Source organism: Bacteroides sp. NSJ-39 (assembly GCF_014287315.1).
Taxonomy (GTDB): Bacteria; Bacteroidota; Bacteroidia; order Bacteroidales; family Bacteroidaceae; genus Bacteroides; species Bacteroides finegoldii.
Genome location: NZ_JACOOB010000012.1, coordinates 113,853 through 128,757, shown reverse-complemented (window position 1 = coordinate 128,757; position 14,905 = coordinate 113,853). Strand labels below are relative to the sequence as shown.

General features: G+C 43.1%; 8 protein-coding genes and 1 pseudogene. 7 read left to right on the top strand and 2 right to left on the bottom strand.

All coding sequences use genetic code 11. The features are described from left to right. The first annotated feature begins 131 nt into the window (after nucleotides 1-131). From alaS to H8S63_RS14035, 7 genes and pseudogenes are all read left to right on the top strand, one after another. Nucleotides 132-2,750, top strand: coding sequence for an alanine--tRNA ligase (alaS, locus tag H8S63_RS14060; RefSeq protein WP_186927162.1), 2,619 nt, complete (start codon nucleotides 132-134; stop codon nucleotides 2,748-2,750). A 114-nt stretch (nucleotides 2,751-2,864) separates the two neighbouring features. Then, nucleotides 2,865-3,091: pseudogene (locus H8S63_RS20385) on the top strand (cell filamentation protein Fic); the annotation flags it as partial. A gap of 281 nt (nucleotides 3,092-3,372) precedes the next feature. Continuing rightward, nucleotides 3,373-5,610: a GH92 family glycosyl hydrolase gene (locus H8S63_RS14055; RefSeq protein WP_186927161.1), complete on the top strand. Its 2,238-nt coding sequence runs from the start codon at nucleotides 3,373-3,375 to the stop codon at nucleotides 5,608-5,610. 29 nt (nucleotides 5,611-5,639) lie between these two features. Then, nucleotides 5,640-6,188 carry an RNA polymerase sigma-70 factor gene (locus tag H8S63_RS14050; RefSeq protein ID WP_186927160.1) on the top strand — a complete coding sequence of 183 codons (549 nt, stop codon included), beginning with the start codon at nucleotides 5,640-5,642 and terminating at the stop codon, nucleotides 6,186-6,188. A gap of 43 nt (nucleotides 6,189-6,231) precedes the next feature. Next, on the top strand, nucleotides 6,232-7,239 hold the full coding sequence (locus tag H8S63_RS14045) for a FecR family protein (protein ID WP_186927159.1): 1,008 nt from the start codon (nucleotides 6,232-6,234) through the stop codon (nucleotides 7,237-7,239). Between the two features lie 37 nt (nucleotides 7,240-7,276). Further along, nucleotides 7,277-9,556: a GH92 family glycosyl hydrolase gene (locus H8S63_RS14040; RefSeq protein WP_186927158.1), complete on the top strand. Its 2,280-nt coding sequence runs from the start codon at nucleotides 7,277-7,279 to the stop codon at nucleotides 9,554-9,556. Beyond that, nucleotides 9,553-11,823: a GH92 family glycosyl hydrolase gene (locus H8S63_RS14035; RefSeq protein WP_186927157.1), complete on the top strand. Its 2,271-nt coding sequence runs from the start codon at nucleotides 9,553-9,555 to the stop codon at nucleotides 11,821-11,823. The genes H8S63_RS14040 and H8S63_RS14035 overlap by 4 nt, the downstream gene beginning before the upstream one ends. A 339-nt stretch (nucleotides 11,824-12,162) precedes the next feature. Here the strand turns inward: H8S63_RS14035 and H8S63_RS14030 are convergent, their stop codons facing one another. Further along, nucleotides 12,163-13,398: a hypothetical protein gene (locus tag H8S63_RS14030; RefSeq protein ID WP_186927156.1), complete on the bottom strand. Its 1,236-nt coding sequence runs from the start codon at nucleotides 13,396-13,398 to the stop codon at nucleotides 12,163-12,165. A 52-nt stretch (nucleotides 13,399-13,450) separates the two neighbouring features. Continuing rightward, a complete protein-coding gene (locus H8S63_RS14025) occupies nucleotides 13,451-14,887 on the bottom strand; it encodes a BT_3987 domain-containing protein (RefSeq protein WP_255467669.1) in 1,437 nt (478 codons plus the stop codon). Between the last annotated feature and the right edge of the window lie 18 nt (nucleotides 14,888-14,905).

Here is a 14,905-nt window from a genome sequence, read left to right as displayed (position 1 = left end):
AAAAACGAGCTATCTTTGCACTGTTTTTACGAATTTATGAGCTGTGATTTATGATTTATTGGAGATTCCTCCCTTCTCTCATATCCCACAGCCACATAGTTCATAATTCATAACTCATAATTCTTCATTATATGTTGACTGCAAAAGAGATCAGAGATTCATTCAAGAATTTCTTTGAGTCGAAAGGACACCACATCGTTCCGTCGGCTCCAATGGTGATTAAAGACGACCCTACCCTGATGTTTACCAATGCGGGTATGAACCAGTTTAAAGATATTATTTTGGGCAACCACCCGGCGAAATACAAAAGAGTCGCGGACTCTCAGAAATGTTTGCGCGTAAGCGGAAAGCACAATGATTTGGAGGAGGTAGGACACGATACTTACCATCATACCATGTTCGAAATGCTCGGTAACTGGTCGTTCGGCGATTACTTCAAGAAAGAAGCCATCAGTTGGGCATGGGAATATCTGGTAGATGTCTTGAAACTGAATCCGGAACATCTCTACGCAACCGTATTCGAAGGAAGTCCCGAAGAAGGATTGAGCCGTGACGACGAAGCCGCTTCCTATTGGGAACAATTCCTGCCGAAAGACCATATCATCAACGGCAACAAGCACGATAATTTCTGGGAAATGGGTGATACAGGACCTTGCGGACCTTGTTCCGAAATTCATATCGACCTTCGTCCGGCAGAAGAACGCGCCAAGATTTCCGGTCGCGACCTCGTGAACCATGATCATCCGCAGGTGATTGAAATCTGGAATCTCGTATTCATGCAGTACAACCGCAAGGCAGACAGCAGTCTTGAGCCGCTTCCCGCAAAAGTGATCGACACCGGTATGGGATTCGAGCGTCTTTGTATGGCACTCCAAGGCAAAACGTCCAATTATGATACGGACGTATTCCAGCCAATGCTGAAAGCGATTGCAGCCATGTCGGACACTGAATACGGAAAAGACAAGCAGCAAGATATCGCCATGCGTGTGATTGCCGACCACATCCGTACCATTGCGTTCTCTATCACAGACGGTCAGTTACCTTCCAACGCTAAAGCAGGTTATGTGATCCGTCGTATCCTCCGCCGTGCCGTCCGTTATGGCTATACATTCCTCGGACAGAAGCAAGCATTCATGTACAAGTTGCTTCCTGTGCTGATTGAGAATATGGGTGAGGCTTATCCGGAACTGATTGCACAAAAGACATTGATTGAAAAGGTAATCAAAGAAGAAGAAGAATCATTCCTCCGCACATTGGAGACAGGCATCCGTCTGTTGGATAAAACAATGGAAGATACCAAAGCTGCCGGAAAAACAGAAATCAGCGGTAAAGACGCCTTTACCTTATATGATACTTTCGGGTTCCCGCTCGACTTGACAGAACTGATTCTCCGTGAAAACGGTATGATCGTCAACATCGAAGAGTTCAACGAAGAGATGCAGCAGCAGAAGCAACGTGCCCGTAACGCTGCCGCAATCGGAACCGGTGACTGGATCACGCTGAAAGAAGGGACGACCGAATTCGTCGGTTACGACTATACGGAATACGAAGCTTCAATTCTTCGCTATCGCCAGATCAGGCAAAAAAACCAAACCTTGTATCAGATTGTACTAGACTATACTCCGTTCTATGCGGAAAGCGGTGGTCAAGTGGGTGATACCGGTGTGTTGGTAAGCGAGTTCGAAACAATTGAAGTGATCGACACCAAGAAAGAAAACAACCTTCCGATACATATTACCAAAAAGTTACCCGAACATCTGGAAGCTCCGATGATGGCCTGTGTAGACACCGACAAACGCGCTGCCTGCGCAGCCAATCACTCGGCCACTCACTTACTGGACGCCGCTCTCCGTGAAGTTTTGGGTGAACACGTAGAACAGAAAGGTTCGTTGGTTACACCGGATTCCTTACGTTTCGACTTCTCTCATTTCCAGAAAGTGACCGATGAAGAAATCCGCAAGGTAGAGCACATTGTCAACGCCAAGATACGTGCCAACATTCCTTTGAAGGAATACCGCAATATTCCTATCGAAGAAGCGAAAGAGCTGGGTGCTATCGCTCTCTTCGGCGAGAAGTACGGCGACAGAGTGCGTGTGATACAGTTTGGATCTTCCATCGAATTCTGTGGAGGTACACACGTAGCTGCTACAGGAAACATTGGTATGGTGAAAATCATCTCCGAAAGTTCCGTTGCTGCCGGTGTCCGCCGTATCGAGGCTTACACAGGAGCACGGGTAGAAGAAATGCTGGACACTATTCAAGACACCCTCAATGACTTGAAAGCCCTCTTCAACAATACTCCGGATCTGGGTATCGCTATCCGTAAATACATTGACGAAAACGCAGGTTTGAAGAAGCAGGTGGAAGACTTCATGAAAGAAAAAGAAGCAGCCTTGAAAGAAAGACTGTTGAAAAATATACAGGAAGTAAACGGTGTCAAGGTTATTAAGCTTTGCGCTCCACTGCCTGCAGAAGTGGTGAAGAACATTGCTTTCCAACTTCGCGGTGAAATTACGGAAAACTTGTTCTTCGTAGCCGGAAGCACGGACAATGGCAAACCGATGTTGACAGTCATGTTGAGCGACAACCTCGTAGCAACCGGCCTGAAGGCAAGCAACTTGGTGAAAGAGGCCGCCAAGCTGATTCAAGGTGGCGGCGGTGGTCAACCGCACTTTGCTACCGCCGGAGGTAAGAATGCCGACGGACTACCGGCAGCAGTTGAAAAAGTGATAGAGCTGGCAGGAATCTAAAATAGAAAACTGAAAGTCTAGTTTATAATAAAGAGAAACTTGGGGGACAACAAGTTTCTCTTTATTGTTTGAGGATAGTGTCTTATTATCATAATCACATGACAAAAAACATATATGGAACCGAATAAAAGTAACATAATCATATACCAAACCGAAGACGGGCAAACTCGTATAGAAGTAAGAATGGAAGAGGAGACCGTGTGGCTTTCCTAACAGCAACTATCCGATCTTTATCAAACTTAGAGAACCCGAGAACCAATGTGGTGGAACACATCAAACATATTTATGAAGAAAGAGAATTAGATGAAATATCAACCTGTCGGAAATTCCGACAGGTTCGAATGTAAGGAGCAGGTAATGTCAGCCATAATCAAGCGATGGATAAAGCGACCCAAGAATACCACAAATTCGAAGTACGCACACTGTCACCTGTCGAACAGGAATATTTAAGAACTATTCAACTGCTAAATAAAAAAGCTAAAGATAAGAACCGAGAGAAACCGACAAAATAAATTCATTGTTATAAGACATCTAGAAAAGATTTTCTATCTTTGCCAACAGATTAATTATTTTCTTATCCTTCAAATAAATAAAATAAGTAATCACTAATACCTAAAGAGCAATGAGAACGCCTATTTATCTATGCTTGCTGTTAACCTGCATGCTGGTTTCCTGTACCCCTACGCAAGAAAAACACGAAACAGATTACACATTGTACGTAAATCCGTTCATCGGAACCGACTTCACCGGAAACACGTATCCCGGTGCTCAAGCTCCTTTCGGCATGGTGCAGCTCAGCCCTGACAACGGACTTCCCGGCTGGGACCGCATCTCCGGTTATTTCTATCCGGACAGTACCATTGCCGGATTCAGCCACACCCACCTTTCCGGTACCGGAGCAGGAGATCTGTACGACATCTCTTTCATGCCTGTCACCCTTCCTTATAAAGAAGCGGAAGCGCCTCTAGGCATTCATTCCAAATTTTCTCATGAAGATGAGAGTGCCTACGCAGGTTATTATCAAGTACGATTGAAAGACTACAATATCAACGTCGAACTGACTGCAACCGAACGTTGCGGTATCCAACGTTACACCTTTCCCGAAGCCCAATCCGCCATCTTCCTAAATTTGAAAAAGGCTATGAATTGGGACTTCACTAATGATTCTTATATCGAAAAGGTAGACTCCGTTACCATTCAAGGCTACCGTTTCTCCGATGGCTGGGCACGCGACCAGCACATCTATTTCCGCACCCGTTTCTCCAAGCCTTTCGAGAAAATGGAACTGGACACTACGGCTATTATCAAAGACAACAAACGTATCGGTACAGCCGTCATCGCCCGCTTCGACTTCAACACCAAAGAAGGTGAGCAAATTCTCGTCAACACTGCCATTTCCGGCACAAGCATGGACGGTGCAGCCAAAAACCTGCAAGCGGAAGTCCCCGAAAACGACTTCGATAAATACCTGGCTGAAACGAAAGCGAATTGGAACCGCCAACTTGGTAAAATCGAAGTAAAAGGCAGTAACGAAGACGACAAAGTAAACTTCTACACCGCTCTCTATCATTCGATGATTGCCCCGACCATCTACAATGATGTGGACGGCGCTTACTACGGCCCTGATAAGAAAGTGCACCAGGCAGACGGCTGGGTGAACTACAGCACTTTCTCCCTGTGGGATACCTATCGTGCAGCCCATCCTCTCTTCACTTACACAGAGCCGGAGCGCGTCAACGACATGATAAAATCTTTCATTGCCTTCTACGAGCAAAATAACCGGTTGCCGGTATGGAACTTCTACGGAAGTGAAACAGACATGATGATCGGCTATCATGCCGTTCCTGTCATCGCAGACGCCTATCTGAAAGGTATCGGTGATTTTGATGCGGAGAAAGCATTGAACGCTTGTGTTGCGACCGCTAATCTGGACAGTTATCGCGGTATCGGGCTTTACAAAGAATTAGGATATATTCCCTACAACGTGACAGACCATTACAACGCTGAGAACTGGTCATTATCTAAAACCTTGGAATATGCCTTCGATGATTACTGTATTGCCGAAATGGCTAAGAAGATGGGCAAACAAGACATTGCGGACACATTCTACAAACGTTCCCGGAACTATAGAAATCTTTATAACCCGGAAACCTCTTTCATGCAACCGCGCGATGACAAGGGGCGCTTTATCAAAGGTTTCAAAGCCGATGACTATACTCCACACATCTGCGAAAGCAACGGATGGCAGTATTTTTGGTCAGTACAGCACGATATCGACGGATTGATAGACCTTGTAGGCGGCAAAAACAGATTTGCCGAGAAACTGGATAGTATGTTCACCTATCATCCGGCAGCAGACGCCGAACTTCCACTGTTCAGTACGGGAATGATCGGTCAATACGCACATGGAAACGAACCGAGCCATCATGTTATCTACCTTTTCAATTCAATAGGCTTCAATGAACGGACTCAATATTACGTAGCAAAAGTAATGAACGAACTTTATAAGAACGAGCCTGCCGGTCTTTGCGGCAACGAAGATTGCGGGCAAATGTCGGCATGGTATGTATTCAGCGCAATGGGCTTCTATCCGGTAAATCCGGTCAGCGGCAAGTACGAAATAGGGACCCCGCTCTTCCCGGAAATGCAGTTGCATCTGACAAACGGTAAAACATTTACCGTACTAGCTCCTAATGTAAACAAGAAGAATATCTATATACAGTCAACCAAAGTAAACGGACACCCCTACGACAAAACGTATATCACCCATGAACAAATCATGAGTGGAGCCACCATAGAATTCGAGATGGGCAGTACCCCAAAAACAATCGGAGTCATATTCGAGGAAAAACGACCTTAAGTATATCTGAACTAATATCTATTGAGAGAATGAATGAAAACTTCGATGTAACCTACAAAGCATTATTCCGCAAGTACTACCCCAGCCTCATCTTCTACGCTACCCGCCTGGTAGGGGAAGAGGAGGCGGAAGACGTGGTACAGGATGTCTTTGTGGAGCTATGGAGACGGAAAGACAGCATAGAGATAGGCGACCAGATACAGGCTTTTCTCTACCGTGCCGTCTATACCCGCGCCCTCAACGTGTTGAAACATCGCAATGTGGAAGACGGCTACTGTGCTGCTATGGAAGAAATCAACCAGAAACGTGCAGAATTCTATCAGCCGGACAACAATGAAATAATCCGGCGAATTGAAGACAGAGAACTCCGTAAAGAAATCTACAACGCCATTAATGAATTGCCGGACAAGTGCAAGGAAGTTTTCAAGTTAAGCTATCTGCACGAAATGAAAAACAAGGAGATAGCCGATGTTCTCGGTATTTCACTCCGCACGGTAGAGGCCCATATGTACAAGGCCTTGAAGTACTTGCGCAGCCGCCTCGAGCCGCTTTGGATAATTCTTTTCTTATTTTTATAGAGAGATTGGTAAGTGTTTTTATGTTCTGAATTGTATTATTAATATGAAGGAAAAGAAAATGAATAATCTAAGTGAAGATATAATCAATAAATACCTGACCGGACAATGCTCCGAAGAAGAGCTTATCGAAGTGAATGCTTGGATGAAGGAATCGGAAGAGAATGCCCGTCAGTTATTTCGTATGGAAGAAATTTATCATTTAGGTAAATTCGACCAATATGCCGACGGGCAACGGATGCTTCGTGCAGAAAAACGACTTTATAAGAAACTGGACGAGGAGAAAGGAAAACAGAATAAAATACTGCGTATGCGTCGTTGGATGAAATATGCAGCAGTCATTGCTATCATATTTGCCATCAGCGGTGGAATCGGATATTGGTTTTATCACAATGGAACCGACCAGCAAATGATGGTTGCAGTTGCCAATGAAGGTATTGTGAAGGAAGTCGTTCTGCCGGACGGGACCAAAGTCTGGTTAAACAACTCGGCTACCTTAAAGTACCCGCGCGAGTTTTCCGAAAAAGAACGTAATGTACATTTGGAAGGAGAAGCTTACTTCGAAGTTACCAAAAATCGTCATAAGCCATTCACCGTACAAAGTGACGCCATGCGTGTATGCGTATTGGGTACAACATTCAACTTCAAATGCGACAAGCGTTGCCGGGTAGCCGAAGCAACATTGATTGAAGGCGAAATAGAAGTAAAAGGGAACAAGGAAGAGGGACAAATTATCCTTACTCCCGGACAGCGTGCGGAACTGAACAAAAGCAACGGCCGACTGACTGTAAAACAAGTAGACGCCAAGTTGGATGCAGTATGGCATGACAACCTGATTCCATTCCAAAAAGCCGATATATTCACAATAACCAGAACATTGGAGCGTTTCTATGATGTGAAGATTATTCTGTCTCCCGATATGAAACCGGACAAAACTTACTCCGGTGTACTGAAACGGAAGTCCGACATCGAATCCGTACTGAAATCATTGCAGAACTCCATACCTATTGATTATAAGATTGTCGGAAACAATATCTTTATTTCTCCTAAATAAGAAATATAAGGTGTGAAACTAAAAAGCTATTAATACCATGAAATTAAAAACATTCCTTCTAGTAGGATGTTTAGGAGGTTTATTTACACTTAGCTCCTGCACAGCCCCCACTAACGTAAAAGACTATAGTGCATACGTCAACCCTTTCATCGGTACCGGTGGACATGGACATACTTTTCCCGGCGCAGTAGTTCCCCACGGCATGATTCAGCCCAGTCCGGACACCCGGATTGACGGTTGGGACGCCTGTTCCGGTTATTATTATGCTGATTCTACAATCAATGGTTTCTCCCACACACATGTCAGCGGCACAGGGTGCTGTGATTATGGGGACGTATTGTTCATGCCAACTGTAGGCAAACAACAATACCTGACTACCGATCCTCAAAGTCAAGTACTAGCCTATGCCTCTTCTTTTTCTCACGAAAATGAGGTAGCCGAACCGGGATATTATGCTGTTTTTCTAGATACTTACCAGGTAAAAGCTGAAATATCAGCCACCAAACGTGGCGCTATCCACCGTTATACTTTCCCCGAAAGTTCGGAATCCGGCTTAATCATCGATTTAGATTACAGCCTGCAACGACAGACAAACTCGGAGATGGAAATAGAAGTAATCAGTGACACGGAAATATGCGGACATAAGAAAACGACCTATTGGGCTTTCGACCAATATATTAATTTCTATGCCAAATTCTCCCAACCGTTCTCTTACACATTGATAACAGACTCTATCACCATGGACGACGGCAAACGTCTTCCTGTCTGCAAAGCCCTGTTGCATTTCAATACAAAGAAGAATGAACAAATACTTGCGAAAGTAGGCGTCTCTGCCGTCGACATAGCAGGTGCACGCAAGAATGTCGAATCAGAGATTCCCGGATGGGATTTTGATAAAGTACGCAAAGACGCACGCCAGGCATGGAATCAATATCTGTCGAAAATTGATATTACAACTTCCGACAAGGAAGCCAAGACCATCTTCTACTCCGCTCTCTATCGCACAGGAATCAGCCCGAATCTGTTCAGCGATGCAGACGGACGTTATTTAGGTATGGATCTCGAAGTACATCAGGGAGATACCGTCAATCCCGTATATACAGTATTTTCCTTATGGGACACCTTCCGTGCATTGCACCCGTTGATGACGATTATCGACCCCGATCTGAATAACCAGTTTATCAATTCACTGATAAAGAAGCACCAGGAAGGCGGAATATACCCGATGTGGGATTTGGCTTCCAACTATACAGGCACCATGATTGGCTATCATGCTGTTCCCGTCATAGTGGATGCTTACATGAAAGGATACCGTAACTTCGATGCAAAAGAAGCCTATAAAGCCTGTCTGCGTGCAGCCGAATATGATACCACCGGTATCAAATGCCCGGACTTGGTACTGCCTCATCTCATGCCGAAAGCGAAATATTATAAAAATGCGATTGGGTATATTCCCTGCGACCGCGAAAACGAATCCGTAGCCAAAGCCTTGGAGTATGCATATGACGATTGGTGTATTTCTATCTTCGCAGAAGCTATGAACGATTTTGAATCCAAAGCCAAATACGAACGTTTTGCCAAAGCATACGAATTCTATTTCGACAAATCAACTCGTTTCATGCGCGGACTTGATTCGAAAGGTGAATGGCGCACACCATTCAATCCGCGTGCATCAACCCATCGCAACGATGATTATTGTGAAGGAACAGCCTGGCAATGGACTTGGTTTGTACCTCACGATATAGAGGGCCTGGTCAATCTGATGGGTGGAGAAGACGCATTCGTTCAGAAACTCGATTCGTTATTCACAGCCGATTCATCACTCGAAGGCGAAACAACATCGTCAGACATTAGCGGACTTATCGGTCAATATGCACATGGCAACGAACCCAGCCATCATGTGATTCATTTATACAATTACGTGAACCGTCCATGGAGAACTCAAGAATTGGTGGATAGTGTTTATCGTAGTCAGTATGCCAACAGTGTAGATGGATTATCCGGTAATGAGGATTGCGGTCAGATGTCTGCCTGGTACGTTCTCAACTCCATGGGATTCTATCAGGTATGTCCCGGAAAACCGGTATATTCTATCGGACGTCCAGCTTTCGACAAAGCAGTGATCAATCTGCCCGAAGATAAGACATTCAGTATAATAGTTAAAAACAACTCCAAAGAGAATAAATACATTGAAAGCATATCACTGAACGGCAAATCTTTGGATACTCCATTCTTCAATCATCAGGATATAGCAAATGGTGGAACAATGGAAATCAGTATGACCGACAAACCTAATAACAAAACACATATACCATGAAAAGAATATTATTAATTGCTTGTGTACTTGGTTGTACACTCTTTGCCAAAGCGAAAGACTGGACACAGTATGTCAATCCGCTAATGGGTTCGCAGTCCTCCTTTGAGTTATCAACAGGTAACACTTATCCCGCCATCGCCCGTCCTTGGGGAATGAACTTCTGGACTCCCCAAACAGGAAAAATGGGAGACGGATGGCAATACACCTATACTGCCAATAAGATTCGCGGTTTCAAACAAACGCACCAGCCCAGCCCGTGGATTAATGACTACGGACAATTCTCCATCATGCCGATAGTCGGAAAACCCGTGTTTGATGAAGAAAAACGCGCCAGTTGGTTTGCTCACAAAGGAGAAACAGCCACTCCCTATTATTATAAGGTATATCTTGCCGAACATGATATAGTGACAGAAATGACACCGACGGAACGTGCCGTTCTTTTCCGTTTTACTTTCCCGGAAAACGATCATTCATATATTGTGGTAGACGCTTTCGACAAAGGTTCATATATCAAGGTGATTCCCGAAGAAAACAAGATCATCGGCTATACTACCCGCAATAGCGGAGGAGTTCCCGAGAACTTCAAGAATTACTTTATCATCGAGTTCGACAAGCCCTTTACTTATAAAGCAACGGTAGCCAACGGCAATCTGCACGAAAACGTTGCAGAACAAACGACTGATCATGCCGGAGCCATTATCGGATTCCGTACACATAAAGGTGAGCAGGTGCACGCCCGCATCGCTTCTTCCTTTATCAGCTTCGAGCAGGCTGCCACCAATATGAAAGAGTTGGGCAAAGACAATATTGAACAGCTAGCCAAGAAAGGGAAAGAAGCTTGGAATCAGGTTTTGGGCAAGATAGAAGTGGAAGGTGGAAATCTTGACCAATATCGTACATTCTATTCATGTCTGTACCGTTCCTTACTCTTTCCGCGTAAATTCTACGAACTGGACGCAGCAGGAAAACCTATTCACTACAGCCCGTACAACGGACAAGTATTGTCGGGTTATATGTATACCGACACAGGTTTTTGGGATACATTCCGTTGCCTGTTCCCATTATTGAACCTGATGTATCCTTCCATCAACAAGGAAATGCAGGAAGGACTTATCAATACGTACAAAGAAAGCGGATTCTTCCCCGAATGGGCAAGTCCCGGACACAGAGGGTGTATGGTGGGCAATAACTCCGCTTCCATCTTAGTGGATGCCTATATGAAAGGCGTCAGAGTAGACGATATCAAAACCTTGTATGAGGGTTTGCTTCACGGGACAGAGAATGTTCATCCTCAAGTTTCTTCAACAGGACGCCTAGGACATGAATACTACAACAAACTGGGTTATGTTCCGTATGACGTAAAAATCAATGAGAACGCTGCCCGCACTTTGGAATACGCTTACGATGACTGGTGCATTTATAAACTGGCAAAAGAACTTAAACGCCCGAAGAAAGAGATTAACCTCTTCGCAAAACGTGCCATGAACTACAAGAATCTTTTCGACAAGGAGTCTAAACTGATGCGCGGACGCAATGCGGACGGTACATTCCAATCTCCGTTCTCTCCGCTGAAATGGGGTGACGCCTTTACGGAAGGCAACAGTTGGCACTACACTTGGTCTGTATTTCACGATCCTCAAGGACTTATTGACCTGATGGGCGGGAAAGATGAATTTATTACTATGATGGATTCCGTATTCGCTGTACCTCCCGTTTTCGATGAAAGCTACTACGGACAGGTGATTCATGAAATCCGCGAAATGACCGTTATGAATATGGGGAACTATGCACATGGCAACCAGCCCATCCAACACATGATATATTTATACGATTACGCAGGCCAGCCTTGGAAAGCTCAATACTGGTTGCGTCAGGTTATGGACAGGATGTACACTCCGACACCGGACGGCTATTGCGGTGATGAAGACAACGGGCAGACTTCCGCCTGGTATGTATTTTCCGCATTGGGCTTCTACCCTGTTTGTCCGGGAACGGACGAATATATCATAGGTGCTCCGCTATTCAAGAAAGCCACACTGCATTTTGAAAACGGCAACAGCCTGGTGATTGACGCTCCGAACAACAGCAAGAAGAATGTCTATATTAACTCCATGAGTTTCAACGGAACAGATTATACCAAGAATTATCTTTGTCACGGAGATTTATTCAAAGGTGGTATTATCAAAGTAGATATGAGCAACCACCCGAATACGGAAAGAGGCACGAAAGAGGAAGATATGCCTTATTCGTTCTCTAAAGAGAAATAATTCTTATTAAAAGAAACCATTCTGGTTTCAGCCTTCTGTCTCGTTAGGAAAGAGATTACCTGATATAATTTAGATTCTCCCCTATTACATAAACAATCTATCTGACACCCGGGTCTCAATGGTACTGACACCCGGGTGTTGGCATACCTGAGACCCGGGTGTCAAAGGTGATGAGACCCGGGTCTCAAATAGAACGCTATTAAAAGCGTCTTTTCTTTGGTATTGGAGTAAATAAGAAACAAATAGAACACAATAATCTCCTTTCTCTTTGTTTGCATGCAGAACAAAGAAAAAGGAGATTTCCCGATGCAGAAGTTTTTATTTATCTTATAATTTCAACTAAATTGAATCACAAAAATACCCTCTATGCAGTACAGCATCTTTAGTAAATGAGAATACTCCCCATATACGGCTTCCGTTATTTTTTATAATTTCCAAAACAACAGGTTCCTCCTCGTAAATTATAAAGCTAGGGTAATAGTAATTATAACATGAGAAAGTAGCATCTATCTTTTTCCCTTCACTCCTATCATTACCGAATGTCAACAAGAAGTGATAATCATAATATTCCCATCCATAAGTTATCCTCATGTTTTGCTGTACATTTTTAAAATTAACCTTCCATCCTGGCGTAATCATGTCCCTATCATCTAAATAATAACGACGCGAACTATTGGAAAGAATAGTCTGAATTTCCTCTTCAGTATAAGGATTATCTGTTGGTATTATGCGTATTTGACAAGTCGCTTTCAAATTAAGAATATCAGTAACTGTAATTGTAGCAACAAGATCCGTATCTGCACTTTTCAGTATTCCTGTGACCTTAATCGCTCCTGACATAGTTACAGATACTGATACTTCCGGATTATTGGATACTACTTTATAACCACCATTACCATCTACAACATTTATCATTACAGAAAAAGCCTTCCCGACAGCCCCTTCAGCTTCCACATTAGTCTCATCTAACTTTAGGACATCAGTACGATGTGCTGATATGCAAACGTCGAATACAGACGTAATACCTATAGCATCAGTAACAGTCACAAGTGCAGTTGTAGGAGTTTCTATGTCTTCCGGTTTTCCCATTATGGTAATCGCCCCGTTTTCCGAAACAGAAACAGTTACTTTCGGATTATCAGACACAACTTTATAGCCACCATTACCCTTTGTTATATTAACTGTTGCATATACCGACATATTAAGGAGAGATTCAATCTTCACTTCTGTTTTATCCAATTCTATCACATCAGTAAGGCCCACCAGTATCGGTTTCTTTTCATAATAACCATTCTTATCGGATACCACGATATAAGTTTTGCCAATACTGATACCTTTTATCATGATCTTTCCGTCCACAACCTCCGTCTTTGCAATATTCTCATTAGTCGAAAAAGCGTTGTATTCTCCACCACCTTGTAATACTTCAAGCTCGGCGCCAGTATCTTCTCCGATTCTCACAAACAATGCATCTTCAGCAACCATCAATTCGGGATTCGAAGGCGGTGTATCTATACCCGGTTCATCATCATTACCACAACTGAAAAACGACAGCACCACGACACTCAGTAACATGGTTTTATATATAATCTTCATAGTCATATCTATTTTATTTTCACATATAATATTATTCCCAATCCTTAGGATATTTCACTCCATCATACACAAGTTCATCATCAAAAAAGACTTTTGCAATATCTTGCATGGAAGGTAACTGTTGATATTCAAAATTTAGTCTATACGGATCCATAGCAAAAATCATGTGCGTTTTATATCCTCCATCAACCATCCATTGCAGATTAGCCTTACTAGCTATAAATTTACCGGTATATTCTTGTGAATATAATCCCATATTGCTCTTCGGCAATCCCGGAAAAGAATAGCTCATATCACCCGCTATACCATAATCCCGAACTGCATAAGTTACATATTCGCCGGATTGCACTGTACGCCCATCCACATAAATAGCCGGTAAACTATAAATAGTACTATAAGCATATATCATAATATCCTTTTCCGGTTGAAGTTTATGCACCTCATAAGCAAGACGCGAACAGGCAGACGCTGCTGGTCTGACAAATCCAGGAACCGTCAAATATAAGTCATATATGCTATAATCAGCATATTCTTCATCCAAGAAAATACCGTCCAGATTATAGGCATCACACATTGCCTTGATTTCCAAAGCAAAGTCCCGGCAAGTCTCGGGTGCCAAATTACATAATCCCGAACCATCATGATCGGGCATTATGCCCATAAGCACTTTCATGCCACGATCCTGTAGCGGCTTCAAATAATGATCATATTTATCTAATAACGCCTGAACATTACCATTATACTTCATCGTAACCTGTCCGGTCTCTCTATTATACATCATGTTACCCGAAAACATAATCAAAGCGTCAATCAACAGTTTCTTACTATTTTTTAATGTAAAGCTTAAATTATTGAGCGGGTTAGTATCATTTACCTCCATACAACTGAATATCTTAAAACCACTTGCTTTGTTACAATCAGGCATACCGGTCTTATCTGTAACAAAAATCAACCAAGTATTTTCCTCTTGCACCAAATTCAAATTGCCGGAAGTCACATTTATTTTCAAAGGTACAACATATTTATTGTCAACTGAAAGTTCACCATTTGAAACAAAAGAAATCTGAAACGGAGACGATTTCTTTTCACCGGCTTTCACTTCCAATACCGCTTCCTCCGGCAATATCACTTGTGACCGGGGAAGCAATTCATACGAAGAAGAATTTCTGGCATTATACTCCTCAAGCACATTTTCATCATAAACAACAGATACGGTGCAATCTGATGTTGTTTTTTTCGTCAGATTAAGATACAATGACAAATCACCGGACAATCTGAACTCAACATCTGAAGACAATTGTTTTCCCTTGTCGTCTGTCAAATACCCTAATAATTCATCATGAAATTCATATATTTTTTCATCAACAGTACCCACTGTCATATCCTCTTCCGTACAGGAAGAGATAAACAGGCATCCCAATATCAGGATTACCATATATTGTAATTTAAATAGATTCAGATATTTCATATTCTTCATTTTTTATTC